The organism is Pseudomonas sp. LS_2 (genome assembly GCF_042709235.1).
GTDB lineage: Bacteria > Pseudomonadota > Gammaproteobacteria > Pseudomonadales > Pseudomonadaceae > Aquipseudomonas.
This window is the reverse complement of record NZ_JAVAYC010000008.1, coordinates 151842-169650: the sequence shown is the minus strand read 5'-3', so window position 1 is coordinate 169650 and position 17809 is coordinate 151842. Positions and strand designations below refer to the sequence as shown.

Annotated in this window: 14 protein-coding genes and 1 tRNA gene; 14 read left to right on the top strand and 1 reads right to left on the bottom strand. The window is 65.1% G+C overall.

Annotated features, from left to right (window positions below; genetic code table 11):
* The first annotated feature begins 70 nt into the window (after positions 1–70).
* The 3 genes from RAC97_RS10070 (at position 71) to RAC97_RS10060 (ending at position 5212) form a co-directional block, all read left to right on the top strand.
* Positions 71–3814 (top strand): bifunctional diguanylate cyclase/phosphodiesterase, encoded by a 3744-nt coding sequence (locus RAC97_RS10070; RefSeq protein ID WP_375099586.1) that lies wholly within the window; start codon positions 71–73, stop codon positions 3812–3814.
* Between the two features lie 15 nt (positions 3815–3829).
* A tRNA-Ile gene (locus RAC97_RS10065) sits at positions 3830–3906 on the top strand.
* Positions 3907–4072: 166 nt separating this feature from the next.
* Positions 4073–5212: a Fic family protein gene (locus tag RAC97_RS10060; RefSeq protein WP_375099585.1), complete on the top strand. Its 1140-nt coding sequence runs from the start codon at positions 4073–4075 to the stop codon at positions 5210–5212.
* A 13-nt stretch (positions 5213–5225) separates the two neighbouring features.
* Here RAC97_RS10060 and RAC97_RS10055 read toward each other — a convergent pair whose 3' ends face one another.
* The gene (locus tag RAC97_RS10055) at positions 5226–5783 is read right to left on the bottom strand and encodes a TetR/AcrR family transcriptional regulator C-terminal ligand-binding domain-containing protein (protein ID WP_375099584.1); all 558 of its coding nucleotides are present in this window, start codon (positions 5781–5783) and stop codon (positions 5226–5228) included.
* 87 nt (positions 5784–5870) lie between these two features.
* Here RAC97_RS10055 and RAC97_RS10050 point away from each other — a divergent pair, with 87 nt between their 5' ends.
* The 11 genes from RAC97_RS10050 to RAC97_RS10000 all read left to right on the top strand — a co-directional run bounded on the left by RAC97_RS10050 (position 5871) and on the right by RAC97_RS10000 (position 17779).
* Entirely contained in the window at positions 5871–7091 is a 1221-nt protein-coding gene (locus RAC97_RS10050) for an MFS transporter (protein ID WP_375099583.1), read from the top strand.
* A gap of 69 nt (positions 7092–7160) precedes the next feature.
* Complete coding sequence (locus RAC97_RS10045; RefSeq protein WP_375099582.1) at positions 7161–7622, top strand: Lrp/AsnC family transcriptional regulator; 462 nt, start codon at positions 7161–7163, stop codon at positions 7620–7622.
* 165 nt (positions 7623–7787) lie between these two features.
* Positions 7788–9470, top strand: coding sequence for a flavin monoamine oxidase family protein (locus RAC97_RS10040; RefSeq protein ID WP_375099581.1), 1683 nt, complete (start codon positions 7788–7790; stop codon positions 9468–9470).
* A 15-nt stretch (positions 9471–9485) separates the two neighbouring features.
* On the top strand, positions 9486–10274 hold the full coding sequence (locus RAC97_RS10035) for a carbon-nitrogen hydrolase family protein (RefSeq protein WP_375099580.1): 789 nt from the start codon (positions 9486–9488) through the stop codon (positions 10272–10274).
* A gap of 119 nt (positions 10275–10393) precedes the next feature.
* The gene (gene pqqF / locus RAC97_RS10030) at positions 10394–12760 is read left to right on the top strand and encodes a pyrroloquinoline quinone biosynthesis protein PqqF (protein WP_375099579.1); all 2367 of its coding nucleotides are present in this window, start codon (positions 10394–10396) and stop codon (positions 12758–12760) included.
* A 4-nt stretch (positions 12761–12764) separates the two neighbouring features.
* Positions 12765–12836, top strand: coding sequence for a pyrroloquinoline quinone precursor peptide PqqA (pqqA, locus tag RAC97_RS10025; RefSeq protein ID WP_375099634.1), 72 nt, complete (start codon positions 12765–12767; stop codon positions 12834–12836).
* A gap of 77 nt (positions 12837–12913) precedes the next feature.
* Positions 12914–13825, top strand: coding sequence for a pyrroloquinoline quinone biosynthesis protein PqqB (pqqB, locus tag RAC97_RS10020; protein ID WP_375099578.1), 912 nt, complete (start codon positions 12914–12916; stop codon positions 13823–13825).
* A 17-nt stretch (positions 13826–13842) separates the two neighbouring features.
* Positions 13843–14598: a pyrroloquinoline-quinone synthase PqqC gene (gene pqqC / locus RAC97_RS10015; RefSeq protein WP_375099577.1), complete on the top strand. Its 756-nt coding sequence runs from the start codon at positions 13843–13845 to the stop codon at positions 14596–14598.
* Positions 14595–14870 carry a pyrroloquinoline quinone biosynthesis peptide chaperone PqqD gene (gene pqqD, locus RAC97_RS10010; RefSeq protein ID WP_375099576.1) on the top strand — a complete coding sequence of 92 codons (276 nt, stop codon included), beginning with the start codon at positions 14595–14597 and terminating at the stop codon, positions 14868–14870. Before pqqC ends, pqqD begins: the two co-directional genes overlap by 4 nt.
* Positions 14842–15990: a pyrroloquinoline quinone biosynthesis protein PqqE gene (pqqE, locus tag RAC97_RS10005; RefSeq protein WP_375099575.1), complete on the top strand. Its 1149-nt coding sequence runs from the start codon at positions 14842–14844 to the stop codon at positions 15988–15990. The genes pqqD and pqqE overlap by 29 nt, the downstream gene beginning before the upstream one ends.
* A complete protein-coding gene (locus tag RAC97_RS10000) occupies positions 15971–17779 on the top strand; it encodes a prolyl oligopeptidase family serine peptidase (RefSeq protein WP_375099574.1) in 1809 nt (602 codons plus the stop codon). Before pqqE ends, RAC97_RS10000 begins: the two co-directional genes overlap by 20 nt.
* Positions 17780–17809: the final 30 nt, after the last annotated feature.

The following is a 17809-nucleotide window of genomic DNA, read 5'->3' as shown; positions in this document are numbered from 1 at the left end:
TTTCCAAGCGCGCCTGCGCCCAGCATCACCGGTCTACACTCGAAACAGCCCCCTGATTCGAGAGGTCGCCATGCCCTTGATGCCGGCCCTTCTGTTGCTGCTCCTACTCGCCTGGAACACAACGGCCGGCGCCCTTGCCCTGACCGATGAGGAAAAAGCTTGGCTCAGCGCCCATCCGCAGCTGCGCCTGGGTGTGGATGCCTCGTGGCCACCATTCGAATTTCGCGACCAGGAAGGTCACTACCAGGGATTGGCCGCCGACTATATCGCCTTGATCCAGGAGCGCCTGGGGGTAACACTGCAACCGGTCCAGCCCGTCAGCTGGACCCAGGTGCTGGAGCAGGCTCGGCAGAACCGCATCGACCTGCTGCCCGGCATCATGTCCACCCCCGAACGCCAGGCCTACCTGGCCTTCACCCGCCCCTACCTGGACTTTCCCATCGTCATCCTGGCCCATGAGGGCAGTGCCCAGCCGCGCACGCTCAAGGACCTGTACGGCCTGAAGATTGCCGTGGTCGAGAACTACGCCCCCCACGAACTGCTGCGCACCCACCACCCCGACCTCAACCTGGTGGCATTGCCCAACGTCAGCTCGGCCCTCCAGGCCCTGGCCACCGACGAGGTGGACGCCGTGGTGGGCGACCTCGCCTCGAGCATCTGGAGCCTGCGCCAGCTCAAGCTCGATGGGCTCTATGTCAGCGGCGAGACGCCCTACCGCTACCAGTTGGCCATGGCCGCACCGCGCGAACAGAGGGTGCTGATCGGCATCCTCGACAAGGTCCTGGCCGACCTCAGCAGCCAGGAGATCGACAAGATCCAGCAACGCTGGGTCGGCAATGTCATCGACCAGCGCTCCTTCTGGCACGACATGCTGCTCTACGGCCTGCCGACCTTGGCCCTGGTGCTGCTGGTACTGGTCGCCATGCTGCGCATCAACCGTCGGCTGAGTTCGGAAATTTCCCGGCGTATCGCCCTCGAACAGGAGCTGCGTAGCAGCGAGTACCACTACCGTAGCCTGGTCGAGAGCCTCTCCGCGATCGCCTGGGAGGCCGACGCCAACGACTATACCTACAGCTACGTCTCGCCCCACGCCGAGAACCTGCTCGGCTACCCGCTGCGCGAATGGCTCAAGCCGGGCTTCTGGCGCAGCGTCCTGCACCCCGAAGACACCCTTTGGGCCCAAGCCTACTGCGACAGCGAGACCGCCGCCGGACGCGACCATGCCCTCGACTACCGGGTCATTCGTGCCGATGGCCATGCCATCTGGGTGCGCAATATCGTCAGCATGATCGAGCACGGCCACAAGCCGCTGCTGCGCGGGCTGATGATCGACATCAGCGAGACCAAGCGCACCGAGGATGCGTTGCGCTTGTCGGAGCAGAAGTTCGCCTCGGTGTTCCAGCAATGCCCGGACATCCTGCTGATCGCCCGGCACAGCGATGGTTGCCTGCTGGAAGTCAACGAAGCCTTCGAGGAGCAGATCGGCCTGAGCCCCTCCGAGGTGATCGGCCGCACGGCCACCGAACTGGGCCTGTGGGGCGTCGCCGGCACCGGCCCGACGCTGCTCGAGCGCCTTCACCGCGGCGGCATCCGCAACCTGGAGATGAGCTTCCGGCGCAGCAACGGCCAGCTGTTCACCGGTTTGACGTCAGCGCAGACCTTCGACCTGGACGGCACGCCCGCCCTGGTAGTGGCAGTGCGCGATATCAGCCAGTTGAAGCAGACCCAACAACAGTTGCAGATTTCCGAGGAGAAGTTCGCCAAGGCCTTCCACGCCTCCCCCGATGGCCTGCTGTTGTCGCGTCAGAGCGATGGCCTGCTGGTCGAAGTGAACGAGGGTTTCTGCCGCCTGACCGGCTACGACATCAACCCCACCCAGGACCAGACCAGCCTCGACCTGGGTATCTGGGTCGACCTAAACGAACGCCGACGGATGATCGAACAGCTGCAGCGCGACGGCTACATACGCGACTTCAGTTGCCATATCCGCCGCAGCGACGGCCAGATCCGCCTCTGCGAACTGTCCGCGCGCCCGCTGCCGATCGGCGGCGAAGACTGCATGCTGACCATCGCCCGCGACATCACCGAGCGCCACCTGATGCAGGAGAAACTGCAACTGGCCGCCACGGTGTTCGAGAACACTGCCGAAGGCGTGCTGATCACCGATCCCGACCAGCGCATCAGCGCGGTCAACCGCGCCTTCAGCGAAATCACCGGCTACAGCGAAAGCGAGGCCCTTGGCCAAACCCCTCGCCTGCTTGCATCCGGCCAGCACGACAGCGCGTTCTATGCCGCCCTCTGGCACCAGCTCACCGCCGAAGGTCATTGGCAGGGCGAAATCTACAACAAGCGCAAGAACGGCGAGTTGTACCCCGGCTGGTTGACCATCAGCGCCGTGCGCAACAGCGAACATGAGATCACTCACTTCGTTGCAGTGTTCGCCGACATCTCCAGCCTCAAGCATGCCCAGGCCAAGCTCGACTACCAAGCCCACCACGACCCGCTCACCGGTCTGCCCAACCGCGCCCTGTTCGAAAGCCGCCTGCAATCGGTACTCACCTGCTCGCAGGACTCCAACCGCCAAGGCGCAGTGCTGTTCCTCGACCTCGACCGCTTCAAACACATCAACGACAGCCTCGGCCACCCGGTCGGCGACCTGCTGCTCAAAGGCATCGCGCAACGCCTGAAGGAGCAGGTGCGCGATGTCGACACCGTGGCACGCCTGGGCGGTGACGAATTCATCATCCTGCTGCCCGGACTGCACCGCCCCAGCGATGCCAGCGCCATCGCCAGCAAGTTGCTGGCTTGTTTCCACGCCCCGGTGCAAGCGGGCGAGCACGAGTTCTTTACCAGCGCCAGCATCGGCATCAGCCTCTACCCCCAGGACGGCAGCGACGTGTCCACCCTGATCCGCAACGCAGACGCGGCCATGTATCGCTCCAAGGCCAAGGGCCGCAACCGCGTCGAGGCCTACACCCTCGACCTGACCGCCCAGGCCAGCGAGCGCATCGCCCTGGAACACGAACTGCGTCGAGCCATCGAGCGCAACGAGATGAGCCTTTACTACCAGCCCAAGTTCAGCCTCAAGACCCAAAGCCTGGTGGGCGCCGAAGCGCTGATTCGCTGGAAGCACCCGACCTTTGGCGAGGTGCCGCCAGAGCAGTTCATCCACCTGGCGGAAGAAAATGGCACCATCCTGCAGATCGGCGACTGGGTGCTAGAGCATGCCTGCCGCCAGATGCACGCCTGGAAGAAGCGCTACCAGGCCTTCGGACCGCTGTCGATCAACCTCGCCGGCGCGCAGTTGCGCCAGCCCAACCTGGCGCGGCGCATCGAACACCTGCTCAAGACATTCCAGCTCAAGGCCGGCGACCTGCAACTGGAGATCACCGAGAACTTCATCATGAGCCAGGCCGAAGAAGCCCTGGCCGTACTGCACGAGCTCAAGCAGCTGGGGGTTCAGCTGGCCATCGATGACTTCGGCACGGGTTATTCGTCGCTCAGCTACCTCAAGCGCCTACCGCTGGACATCCTGAAGATCGACCAGTCGTTCATCCGCGGCCTGCCGGACGACCCGCACGACGCAGCGATCGCCCGCGCGATCATCGCCCTGGGCCGCAGCATGCAACTGACCATCATCGCCGAGGGTGTGGAGAACCACGCGCAGCAGCAGTTCCTGGCGGTCGAAGGGTGCGAGCAGATCCAGGGGTACATCGTCAGCCTGCCCCTGCCCGCCGACGAATTCGCCGTGACCTTCCTTCGTATAGCACTATCGGATCTTTCGGATGGCACGCTTAGCAAACCCTCGTTATAATCCTGCGCACCTCTGGGGCCTATAGCTCAGTTGGTTAGAGCAGAGGACTCATAATCCTTTGGTCCACGGTTCAAGTCCGTGTGGGCCCACCAAACATTCACGAAAGCCGCGCATTTGCGCGGCTTTTTCGTTGCGCCAGAGCCAGAACCTGCACATCGCTTCGCGTGGTGCACGATGAGCCGAATAGCCCACATAATCGGCTCACAAAATGAGCCGAATAGCGTTCGTAATCGGCTCACGCTCCTCGCGAGGCCTGATATGAACGATCCCACCTGGATTTGGCAGCACGCAGATTGGCCGCACTTTCATTGGCAGGCCGAGCCTGTGGCCGGGCTGCTGCGCGCCTGCACCCAGGCGCAAGGCCAACTGCTCGGTATGGCCGGCGCTGTCGATGCCGATGCGCAAACGCAGAACACCCTTGATGCCTTACTGCAAAACATCGTCACCAGTTCGGCTATCGAAGGAGAGCGGCTGAATGTGGAGTCCGTCCGCTCCTCTCTCGCTCGACGTCTTGGCCTGGAGGTCGCAGGCATCGGCACTGCGCGTAGCGAGGGCCTCGCGGAACTGATGCTGGATGCCACTCAAGCACATCGGTACCCTCTGACCCTGGAGCGACTGCTGCATTGGCATCAGCTGCTGTTCCCTTCCGCCAATCAACTCGTCACCACGCCCATCTGGGTAGGAGCGCTGCGCGGCGAGGAACCGATGCAAGTCGTCTCGGGACGCATCGACAGGCCCACCGTGCACTTCCAGGCACCACCGCGCGAAGGGCTGGAGGCGCAAGTTCAGGCCTTCCTCACGTGGTTCGCCGAAAGCGCTGGCGATCCGGCACTCGACCCCTTGCTGCGAGCAGGTATCGCGCATTTCTGGTTCGTCACGCTGCACCCCTTCGATGACGGCAATGGCCGACTCACTCGAGCCATCACCGACCTGGCCTTGGCACAGGCCGAGCAACAAGCCATTCGCTTCTACGCCATGCCTGCCAGCATTCTGGAAGACCGTCGTGGGTACTACGAAATTCTGGAAGCCCGCCAGAAGAGCGGTCTGGATATCACAGCCTGGCTTAGCTGGTTTCTGCGCACACTGCTACGCAGCCTGGAGCAGGCACTGGCACGCATCGAACGGGTGCTGGGCAAGGCACGCTTCTGGCATCGGCACAGCCAGAAATCCCTGACCGCCGAGCAGATCAAGGTGCTCAATCGACTGCTCGATGGCGACCTGTTGCAGGATCGAGGTGGGTTCCCGGAGAGCATCAGTGCATCGCAATACCAGTCCGTCGCCAAGGTTTCAAAGGCTACGGCGAGCCGCCACCTCAGCGACCTGTTGGAAAAAGGTTGCCTGATCCGGCTACCGGGTGGTGGACGCAGCACGCGCTATCAAATCAACTGGAACGACTGAAGCGCTTGGCTCGTCAGCTCGCCACCCCCTCCAACACCCCATCCACCAGCACCTCGACATACCCCTCATGCAACGCCTGGTTGGAAAACAGGATTCGATACACCAACGGCGCTACCAGCCGATCGACGATACGGTCCTCGTCCGGCACCGGCTCACCGCGGGCAAGCGCCCGCTCGAGCAGGATGCCGAACTGCGCGCGGGCAATCTCCAGGCAGCGTCCGGAGCAGCCGCCGGCGGCCAGCAGGTCGAGTACCACCGCGCGGCCAGGCACCGAAGCGGTTTCCTCCATGTACTGGATACCCCAGGCCAGCAGGTCGCCCTTGAGGCTGCCGGTGTCAGTCGGCTCGCCGTCCGGGCGGATGCGCTGCAAGGCCACATCGCCCAACAGCTCGTTGAGATCGCCCCAGCGGCGATAGATGGTCGAGGGCGTCACACCTGCCCGGGCCGCGATCAGCGGCACGGTCAGTTCGCCACGCTCACGCTCCTCTAACAGCTCGGTAACCGCCTTGTGCACCGAGGCCTGGACCCTCGCGCTGCGGCCACCCGGCCGCACACCCTGATTGACTGCCATACTCACCCTAACGCAAAGAATTTGCTTTTATCCCGCAACAGGCGCATCGTCTCGCAAAAGCTGAATCTTAGCCTTTGCGAGATCACCATGAAAGACACCTCACCCACATCCACGCACGAGCGCCGTACTGGGCTCTCCCGACGCCGCTCCGTGTGGTTGATCGGAGCGATCCTCATCGCCTTTTCCGCCGCCGCCAGCGCGCCGACCCCGCTGTATGCGCTGTACCGCGAAACCTGGGGCTTTTCCGCGGCGCTGCTGACCGTGGTGTTCAGCATCTATGCCGCCGGCCTGCTGTTGACACTGCTGGTGTTCGGCTCGTTGTCCGATCACATCGGCCGACGCCCGGTGATCGGCGCGGCCTTGCTCCTGCAACTGCTGGCCATGGCATTGTTCCTTGAAGCCGAATCGGTTCAGGTGCTGATCGTCGCCCGCTTGCTCCAAGGGTTGGCCACCGGGCTTGCGACCAGTGTGCTGGGCGCGGCGCTGCTGGATTTCGACCGCGAGCGCGGGCCGCTGCTCAACAGCCTCACCCCCATGATCGGCCTGGCCTTGGGCGCGTTGGGCAGCGCGTCGTTGATGCAGTTCTCCGGCGAGCCCCTGCACCGGGTATTCATGGTCCTGGCGGGGCTGTTCGCGTTGTTCGCGCTCTTGCTGCTACGCCTGCCGGAGAGCATCAGTAGCAAGCCAGGTGCCTTGGCATCCCTGCGCCCTCAGGTGCGCATTCCGCCCCAGGCACGCCAGGCGTTCTGGCGCATGGCGCCGCTGAATGCAAGCCTTTGGGCGTTGGGCGGCTTCTACCTGTCGCTGGGCCCGACCCTGGCCCGACAGGTGACCGAGGTGCATGCACCTCTGGTCGGAGGCGCCCTGGTCTCCGTGCTGACCGGGTTCGGCGCACTGGGCATCTTCAGCCTGCGTAACAAGCCAGCGCCAACAATCCTGCGCCGAGGTGGCCTTGCCCTGTTGCTCGGGCTGCTACTGACCCTGGTGGGCATCGACACCGGCAACGCCTGGCTGTTCTTCCTTGGTACAGCGGCGGCGGGCCTGGGCTTCGGCGGCGGCTTCCTCGGCGCGCTGCGCTCGGTGATGCCGCTGGCCCATGCCCACGAGCGAGGTGGCCTGATGGCCGGCTTCTATGTCCTGAGCTACCTGGCCTTCAGCCTGCCGGCCATTCTCGCAGGCTTCGCCACACAACACTTCGGGCTGATCGCCACCACCAACGGCTACGCCTGCGTGCTGGCATTGGCCACCTTGCTGGTGGTGCTGCGCAGCCCGCGCGAACCCGACCGCGCGCTGGCCACGCCGCGCTGAGAAGCGCACGCGCCTTGCCCCCGAGGGCGGGGGCTGGCTAGGCTAGCGCATCCATCAAAGAGACTCGTCATGCCAGACGCCCGCCCCATCGCCCTCGACGAAATCGACCGCCAGCTCATCGCCCTGCTGCAGATCAACGCCCGCGAAAGCGTGGCCACCCTCGCCCGCCACCTGGGCATCGCACGCACCACGGTGACCTCGCGATTGACCCGGCTGGAGAAGAACAAGGTCATCACCGGCTACGGCGTACGCCTGGGCCAGCGTCTGGTCGGGGGCGGCCTGCAGGCCTACGTGGGTATCAAGGTGCAGCCGCGTTCGGGCAAGGAGGTGGTACGTCGCCTGGGTGCCATGGGCCAGGTGCAGCAGCTGTGTGCGGTGAGCGGAGAATTCGACTATGTGGCTTGGTTGCACAGTGACTCGCCCGAGCAGCTCGACCAGTTGCTCGACCAGATCGGCGGGTTGGAAGGGGTAGAAAAAACCACCACCTCGATCATCCTCAGCAGCAAGGTGGACCGCGGGCAACCCACGTAACTTCTCGTCACTTGGCGACACCTATTCGTCATATCGACAAGAACCACTGCATATCGACAACACTCTGCATCTTAATTACGAACACCGCGCTCCCTAAAATGGCTGCCAGGCATTTCCTATACTCAGGCTCCGCGTTTCGCGCAGCCCTCCTGGCAAGGTCATTTCATGAACAAGAACAATCGCCACCCGGCCGACGGCAAGAAGCCCATCACCATCTTCGGTCCGGACTTCCCCTTCGCCTTCGATGACTGGCTGGAGCACCCCGCAGGGCTGGGCAGCATTCCGGCCGAGCGGCATGGAGAGGAAGTGGCGATCGTCGGCGCAGGCATCGCGGGCCTGGTGGCGGCCTACGAACTGATGAAGCTGGGCTTGAAGCCCGTGGTGTACGAAGCCTCCAAGCTAGGCGGGCGCCTGCGCTCGCAGGCCTTCAATGGCACCGACGGCATCGTCGCGGAACTGGGCGGCATGCGCTTCCCGGTATCGTCCACGGCGTTCTACCACTACGTCGACAAGCTGGGCCTGGAGACCAGGCCCTTCCCCAACCCGCTGACGCCCGCCTCGGGCAGCACGGTGATCGACCTCGAAGGCCAGACCTACTACGCCGAAAAGCCTGCCGACCTGCCCAGCCTGTTCCACGAAGTCGCCGATGCCTGGGCCGATGCCCTGGAAGATGGCGCACGTTTTGGCGAGATCCAGCAGGCGATTCGCGAGCGCGACGTGCCACGTCTGAAAGCGCTGTGGAATACCCTGGTGCCGCTGTGGGACGACCGTACCTTCTATGACTTCGTCGCCAGCTCAAAGGCCTTCGCCAAGCTGAGCTTCCAGCACCGTGAGGTGTTCGGCCAGGTAGGCTTCGGCACCGGCGGCTGGGATTCGGACTTCCCCAACTCGATGCTGGAAATCTTCCGCGTGGTGATGACCAACTGCGACGACCACCAGCACCTTGTCGTCGGCGGTGTCGAACAGGTGCCGCAGGGTATCTGGCGCCACGCCCCGGAACGTTGCGCCCACTGGCCCGCCGGCACCAGCTTGCGCGCCCTGCATGGCGGCGCGCCACGCACCGGGGTCAAGCGCATCGCCCGCGCCGCCGATGGTCGCCTGGCGGTCACCGACAACTGGGGCGATACACGCCACTACGCCGCCGTGCTCACCACCTGCCAGAGCTGGCTGCTGACCACCCAGATCGACTGCGAGGAATCGCTGTTCTCGCAGAAGATGTGGATGGCCCTGGACCGCACACGCTACATGCAGTCGTCGAAGACCTTCGTCATGGTCGACCGCCCGTTCTGGAAGGACAAGGACCCGCAGACCGGCCGCGACCTGATGAGCATGACCCTCACCGACCGCCTCACCCGCGGCACCTACCTGTTCGACAACGGCGACGACAAGCCGGGGGTGATCTGCCTGTCCTACGCGTGGATGAGCGACGCCCTGAAGATGTTGCCGCACCCGGTGGAAAAGCGGGTGCAACTGGCCCTGGATGCCCTGAAGAAGATCTACCCCAGGACCGACATCGCCGGGCATATCATCGGCGACCCGATCACCATCTCCTGGGAAGCCGACCCCTACTTCCTCGGCGCCTTCAAGGGTGCGCTGCCGGGCCACTACCGCTACAACCAGCGCATGTACGCGCATTTCATGCAGCAGGACATGCCTGCCGAACAGCGCGGCATGTTCATCGCCGGCGACGACGTGTCGTGGACTCCGGCCTGGGTGGAAGGCGCGGTGCAGACATCGCTGAATGCGGTGTGGGGTATCATGAACCACTTCGGCGGCAAGACCCACGCGGACAACCCAGGCCCTGGCGATGTGTTCCACGAGATCGGGCCGATCGCCCTGGCCGACTGAAGACGAGGAGGCGCCATGCGCATCGCCCTGTTCCAGGGCGCGTCCAAGCCACTGGACGTGCCCGGCAACCTCGAGCATCTGCACCGCCAGGCGCAACTGGCCGCCGAGCGCGGCGCCCAGTTGCTGGTGTGCCCGGAGATGTACCTGAGCGGCTACAACATCGGCCTGGAGGCAGTGCAACGCCTGGCCGAAGCCGACGACGGCCCATCGGCCATGGCCGTGGTGGAGATCGCCCAAGCCCATCGCATCGCCATTGCCTACGGCTACCCGGAACGGGCCGAGGACGGCGCGTTCTACAACAGCGTGCAGTTGATCGACGCCCAGGGTCGCAGCCTGTGCAATTACCGCAAGACCCATCTGTTCGGCGAGCTCGACCGATCGATGTTCAGCCCAGGTCCAGACCATTTCCCGGTGGTCGAGATGAACGGCTGGAAGCTCGGACTGCTGATCTGCTACGACATCGAATTCCCGGAGAACGCACGGCGCCTGGCGTTGGCCGGCGCCGAGCTGCTGCTGGTACCGACGGCGAACATGGCGCCCTACGACTTCACCTGCCAGGTCACTGTGCGCTCAAGGGCCCAGGAGAACCAGTGCTACTTGGTCTATGCCAACCACTGCGGCGCAGAAGGCGATGTGCAGTATTGCGGGCAGAGCAGCATCGTCGGCCCGGACGGCAGCCTGCTGGCCATGGCCGGGCACGACGAGTGCCAGTTGCTGGCGGATATAGAGCAGGAACGCGTCGTACGCGGGCGCGCGGCGTTTCCTTACCTCGCCGACCTGCGCCAGGACCTGCATCGGCGATGACCCCAACGGCTCGTCGCGGGCAAGCCCGCACGATTCCCCGAACCTGAAGCGAACCACTAGGAGCGGGCGTGCCTGCGAACAGGCCGGTACAGCCACCACAAATGCACTAGCATGACCCCATGCCCAACCACACCCGTCAACTCATCCTCGGCAACGGCCTGCGCCTCACCCTGCGCCATGCCCCCCGTCTTAGCCGCGCCGCCGCTGCATTGCGGGTGCACGCCGGCAGCCACGACGCACCCGCGCAATGGCCCGGCCTCGCGCATTTCCTAGAGCACCTGTTCTTTCTCGGCACAGCTCGTTTCCCGCTGGAAAACGGGCTGATGCGCTACGTCCAGGGCCTTGGCGGACAAGTGAATGCCAGCACCCGCGAGCGCACCACCGACTTTTTCTTCGAAGTGCCACCAACCGCCCTGGCCGGTGGCCTCGAACGCTTGTGTCAGATGCTCGTCGAACCCGACCTGGGCCTGGAGCGGCAACAGCGCGAACGCGAGGTGATCCACGCCGAATTCATCGCTTGGTCGCGCAACCCCCAGGCTCGCCATCAGTTCGCGCTGCTCCAGACGGTATCGGCCCGGCATCCACTCAGCGGCTTCCACGCGGGCAACCGCTACAGCCTGCCTCTGCACGCCCCCGACTTCCAACAAGCCCTCAGGCAGTTTCACCAAGGCTTCTATCACGGCGGGCAGATTACCCTGAGCCTTTGCGGCCCGCAGACACTGGATGAATTGGAGGCGTTGGGGCGAACCCATGGCAGCCTGTTCGCAGCCGCGCAGAGGCGCCCACAGACAGCACCCGTCCCGCTGCTGGACGGCCCGTTCCAGCCACTGCGCATTAGCGAAAACGCCCTCGACCTGCTGTTCGCCCACGAACACCTGCCTGAAGGTGCGCAACAGGCCGTGGAACTGCTGCTGGCCAGCCTTACCGACAGCCGCCCGGGCAGCTGGCTGGGGGCGCTGCGCGGACGCGGCGAGTTGCAGGCCTGCCGGGCACAGCTCTTGTACGCCTTTGCCGGGCAATCGCTCTGGCATATCCATCTGGACCTGACCGCCAACGCCTCGGCCGAACACATCCAGGCCCTGCTCGAGGGCTGGCTGGGGTTCATCCAGCGCACCGGCACACAACACCTCGAACAGGCGTTCGCCCACCTTCAACGCCGACGCGAGCAAGCCGCCAGCGCTCTGGAGCTGGCTCGCCGCGATGCCGCTGGACAAGGCTTCAAGCCGCTGGACGAGGCAGGAAGGGCGGCCTTGCACGCGCTGCTGGCCAGCCTGCCGACCCGCGAGTTCGGTGACTGGCAGTTGCTCCCCACCGAAACCTTGCTGCTCGCCGAGCTGCCCCCTGCCGGCACCTCCCCATTGCCGGTAGGCCTTGCCACCCGTACGCTGCTGCCGAGCTCGCGTGATTGTGCTGCGGTGCATCTACGCTGGCAGGTCCGCTCGGCCCTGCGCGAACGCGCCCTGCCGGTCCTCCAGCAGGCCTTGCGCCCTTTGCAGGAACGCGCCGAACGCGCTTCGGTGCAGTTGCACCTGAAGGCCGTGGGGCAAGACTGGGAGCTGCGTTGCTGCGGGGTTGCAGCCGCCGTGGTCCGCACCCTGCAACAGGCGCTGGAGCTGTTGCGCACCCCGCGCCCCGAACAATGGCAGGCGCAGCCGGAGCGCCCAGGCGTGCCGATGCCGCTCCATGCGCTGCTCAAGGCACTGCCCGCTGCACTGCACGCCCCTGTCACGCCAGCCACCTCTGGCGACGCGCTCGATCAGCCTGGCCTGGACGCACTGTGGTCCGATGCACGCTGGCACGGTTTGGCCATGGGCTTCGCCGACAATGCCTACCCGGCGCTGGCCAATGCCCTGAAAGACATGATGGGGCAGAACGCCCCGGCCATCGCCCCGCCCGCGCTTGTCGGCCGCCAATGGCGCCAGCAGCCGTTGCCAGGCAGCGAACAGGCCTTGCTGCTGTTCTGCCCACTGCCCCTGACTCATCAGGCCAGCGGCAGGCTGCTGGCCCAACTGCTACAGGGCCGGATATACCAGCGGCTGCGGGTGGAACTGCAGTTGGGCTACGGGGTATTCAGCGCCTATCGCCAGGTCGAAGGCTTCGCCGGACTGCTCTTCGGCGTGCAATCGCCGCACGCCAGCCATGGCGAGATTCTTCGGCACCTGCGCCAGGTGCTTGAACAAGGCGCACACCTTGACCCGGAGGCCCGCCAGGCACTGGCCGAGCAGTTCGAAGTGGCCACGATGAGCAACGAAGCACTGGTCGAATGGGCATGGCAGACACAACTGGCTACACACACTTCGAATCTTTCCGACATGCGCAGGTCTATCCTGAAGACTGCACAATCAGACTTGGACGACGTCGTGTCACGCCTGCTGTCAGCCGAACATGGCTGGCTATGCTTGGCGAACGGCCCTGCCCCCTCATGGGAAAAGGCCGAGCAATGGCAGACAGGCGCCAACTTGAATCAACCCCAGAGGAAGGAGTAAGCCCATGTGGAGCAAACCTGCATACACTGACCTGCGTATCGGTTTCGAAGTGACCATGTACTTCGCCAACCGCTGATGCCTGGCGGTGGTTCAACGCCTCGGCCCGCCGAGGCGTTGTCGTTTTTGACAGGCCATGCCAGGTAGACCGCGACCATGTACATCCAGATTCTCGGCTCCGCCGCCGGTGGCGGCTTTCCCCAGTGGAACTGCAATTGCGCCAACTGCAAGGGTTACCGCGAGGGCACCCTGCGTGCCACGGCGCGTACCCAGTCGTCGATCGCGCTGTCCGACGATGGCGAGCACTGGGTGCTGTGCAACGCCTCGCCGGATATTCGAGCACAACTGCAAGCCTTCGCGCCGATGCAGCCCGCACGCGCCCTGCGCGACAGCGGCATCGACGCGATCATCCTGCTCGACAGCCAGATCGACCACACCACCGGCCTGCTCAGCCTGCGCGAAGGTTGCCCGCACCAGGTATGGTGCACCGACATGGTCCACCAGGACCTGACCACCGGCTTCCCGCTGTTCAACATGCTCGACCACTGGAACGGCGGACTGGTGTGGAACCCCATTGCCCTGGAAGGCAGCTTCGTCATCCCCGCCTGCCCCAACCTCAGGTTCACCCCTTTCCCACTGCGCAGCGCGGCGCCGCCCTACTCGCCACATCGCTTCGACCCGCACCCCGGCGACAACCTGGGCCTGTTGGTGGAAGACCTGCGCAGCGGCGGCAAGCTGTTCTATGCCCCGGGCCTGGGGCAGGTGGACGACAACCTGCTGGCGATAATGAGCAGCGCCGACTGCCTGCTGGTGGACGGCACGCTGTGGGACGACGATGAAATGCAGCGCCGGGGCGTCGGCACCCGCACAGGTCGCGAAATGGGTCATCTCGCGCAGAACGGCGCAGGCGGCATGCTCGAGGTGCTGGACGGTTTCCCACGCCAGCGCAAGGTGCTTGTCCACATCAACAATACCAACCCGATTCTCGACGAAGACTCGCCACAGCGGGCCGAAGTGCGCCGCCGGGGCGTGGAAGTCGCCTACGATGGCATGAGTATCGAGTTGTAGGAGAACGCGGCGGCCCTATGAACGAAACCCAACCCTTGTCCCCCATCGAGTTCGAGCAGGCCCTGCGCGCCAAGGGCGCCTACTACCACATCCACCACCCGTACCACGTGGCGATGTACGAAGGCCGCGCCACCCGTGAGCAGATCCAGGGCTGGGTGGCCAACCGCTTCTACTACCAAGTGAACATTCCACTGAAGGACGCCGCGATCCTGGCCAACTGCCCGGACCGGGAAATCCGCCGCGAGTGGATACAGCGCCTGCTCGACCACGACGGCGCCCCCGGCGAGGACGGCGGTATCGAGGCTTGGCTGCGCCTGGGCCAGGCGGTCGGCCTCGACCCCGACCAGTTGCGCTCCCAGGAGCTGGTGCTGCCCGGCGTGCGCTTCGCCGTGGACGCCTACGTCAACTTCGCCCGCCGCGCCAGCTGGCAGGAGGCAGCCAGCAGCTCGCTGACCGAACTGTTCGCCCCGCAGATCCACCAGTCGCGGCTGGACAGCTGGCCCCAGCACTACCCCTGGATCGACCCCGCCGGCTACGAGTATTTCCGCACCCGCCTGGGCCAGGCCCGGCGTGACGTCGAGCACGGCCTGGCGATCACTCTGGCGCACTTCACCAGCGCCCAGTCGCAGCAGCGCATGCTGGAAATTCTGCAATTCAAGCTGGATATCCTATGGAGCATGCTCGATGCCATGAGCATGGCCTACGAACTGCACCGCCCGCCTTACCACACCGTCACCGACCAACGGGTCTGGCACAAGGGAGTCGCCCCATGAGTTTCGACCGCACGCAAACCCCGCGCTGGCGCATAGGCTACCGCTTCCAGTACGAGCCGGCGCAGCAAGGCCATGTGCTGCTGTACCCCGAAGGCATGATCAAGCTGAACGAAAGCGCCGGCCTGATCGGCGCCTTGATCGACGGCCAGCGCGACGTGGCGGCTATCATCAGCGAGCTGGAACAGCGCTTCCCCGGCGTGCCGGAAGTGGCTGACGACATCGAGCAATTCATGGAGGTGGCCCGTGCCGAACACTGGGTCGAACTCGCCTGAAGTGCCGGTCGGCCTACCGCTGTGGCTGCTGGCCGAGCTGACCTATCGCTGCCCGTTGCAGTGCCCGTACTGCTCCAACCCCCTGGACTTCGCCCAGCAAGGCCAGGAGCTGAGCACCGAACAGTGGTTCAAGGTGATGACCGAGGCGCGCGCCATGGGCGCTGCGCAAATCGGCTTTTCCGGCGGTGAGCCGTTGGTACGCCAGGACCTTGCCGAACTGATCGGGGAGGCGCGGCGCCTGGGCTTCTACACCAACCTCATCACCTCCGGCATCGGCCTGACCGAAACCAAAATCGCCGCCTTCCGCGAGGCGGGGCTGGACCATATCCAGATCAGTTTCCAGGCCGCCGACGAGCAGGTGAACAACCTGCTGGCCGGCTCGCACAAGGCCTTCGCGCAGAAACTGAAAATGGCCCGCGCGGTAAAAGCCCATGGCTACCCCATGGTGCTCAACTTCGTCACCCACCGGCACAACATCGACCACATCGACCGCATCATCGAGCTGTGCATCGCCCTGGAAGCCGACTTCGTCGAGCTCGCCACCTGCCAGTTCTATGGCTGGGCCCACCTCAACCGGCTCGGCCTGCTGCCCACTCGGGAGCAGTTGCAGAGGGCCGAGCGCATCACCAATGAATACCGGGAACGGCTCAAGGCCGATGGCAGCCCGTGCAAGCTGATCTTCGTCACCCCCGACTACTACGAGGAACGCCCCAAGGCCTGCATGAACGGCTGGGGCAGCGTGTTCCTCACCATCACCCCTGATGGCACCGCCCTGCCTTGCCACGGCGCGCGGCAGTTGCCGGTGCAGTTCCCCAACGTGCGCGACCACGACCTGCGGCACATCTGGTACGACTCGTTCGGTTTCAACCGTTTCCGAGGTTTCGACTGGATGCCCGAGCCCTGCCGCTCCTGCGACGAAAAGGAACAGGATTTCGGCGGATGTCGCTGCCAGGCGTTCATGCTCACCGGCGATGCCAGCAAGGCCGACCCGGTGTGCGCCAAGTCGCCGGAGCATGGCGTGATCCTCAAGGCCCGCGAAGAAGCCGAGCACGCCGCACTTGGCATCGAGCAACTGACGTTGCGCAACGAGCGAAATGCCCATGTCATTGCCCGCGGCTGAGTTCAGCGCTGCCCAGGCGGTGGCGGCAGGCACTGACTTCGCCGAACTGAAGGTCGGTGCCGCAGGCCTGGTGTGGAATGAATTGCGCCCAAGCGACGGCGCCTGTCGGCTCTGGCAGTGGCAGCAAGGCCAGGCGCGGTGCCTGACGCCAGACGGCTTCAGCGTGCGCAGCCGAGTCTACGAATACGGCGGAGGCAATTTCTGCCTCGGGGGCGACGGGGTGGTGTTCGTCAACGAACAGGACCAGCAGCTTTATACCCAGGCACTGGACGGCGCCGCTCCGCGCCCGCTCACCCGGCATGCCGACTGCCGCTATGGCGACGTGCAGTGGCACGACGGCCAGGTGCTGGTGGTAGAGGAGCGTCACGCCGAACAGGTGGAACATCGTCTGGTTGCCTTTGCCGATGGAGCGCGGGAGGTCCTTGCACAAGGCGCCGACTTCTATGCCGCCCCCACCCTGAGCCGCGACGGCGCGCGCCTGGCCTGGGTCGAGTGGGACCGCCCGGCACAACCTTGGACCCATACCCGCCTGATGTGCCGGGAGCGCCAAGCCGAAGGGGGCTGGGGCGCTGCGTATTGCGTGGCCGGTACGCAAGAGTCGCTGCAACAGCCGTGCTTCGATGCCCAGGGCCGTCTGTATTGCCTGTCCGACCGCAACGGCTTCTGGCAGCCCTGGGGCGAACACGACGGCCGCTGGCAAGCACTCCCTGCCGCAGCGGCCGACCACGCCGCCGCACCCTGGCAACTCGGTACCAGCACCTGGCTGGCACTGGGCCCGAACAGCTATGTGGCGAGCTGGTTCGAGGAAGGCTTCGCACAGCTGGGGCTACGCACGGACGACGGCGAGATACAGCGCTTCGCCAGCGCCTACAGCCGTTTTCGCAGCCTGGCGATGAACGACCAACATCTGTATGCCATTGCCGCCTCGCCGCTCAGCCCGCCCGCAGTCATCGCCATCGACCGCCGCAGCCACGCAGTCAGCGTGCTGGCCGGGGGTGCCGAATTGCTACCCAGCTCGCGCATCAGCCTGCCCCAACCGATCCATTACCCCAGTGCCGAGGGCAGCGCCCACGGTTTCTTCTACCCGGCCATGAGCGGCGACACGCCACCGCCACTGCTGGTGTTCATCCACGGCGGTCCGACCTCGGCGTGCTACCCCGTGCTCGACCCGCGAGTCCAGTACTGGACCCAACGCGGCTTCGCCGTCGTCGACCTCAACTACCGCGGCAGCACCGGCTTCGGTCGCGCCTACCGGCAGGCGCTGCACCTGCGCTGGGGCGAACTCGATGTGCAGGACGCCTGCGCGGTGGTGGACTACCTGGCCGAGCGCGGCCTGGTCGACCGAGACAAGGCCTTCATTCGGGGCGGCAGCGCCGGTGGCTACACCACCCTGTGCGCGCTGGCGTTCCGTGACGTGTTCCGTGCCGGCGCCAGCCTCTACGGTGTCAGCGACCCCCTGGCCCTGGGCCGGGTCACCCACAAGTTCGAAGGCGACTACCTGGACTGGCTGATCGGCGATGCGCACCTGGACGCCGCGCGCTATCGGCAGCGCACACCGCTGCTACACGCCAGCCACATCGAGGTGCCGGTGATCTTCTTCCAGGGCGAGCTGGACGCGGTGGTGGTTCCTGAACAGACCCGGGCCATGCTCGAAGCGCTGCAGGCCAATGGGCTGGAGGCAGAAGGGCATTTCTACGCCGGCGAGCGGCATGGGTTTCGCAACGCGCAGAACCTGGCCCATGCGCTGGAGCAAGAGTGGAAGTTCTATTGCCGGGTGTTGCGCCAATAAGCACCGGGGGCCGCATGGCGGCCCCCGGTA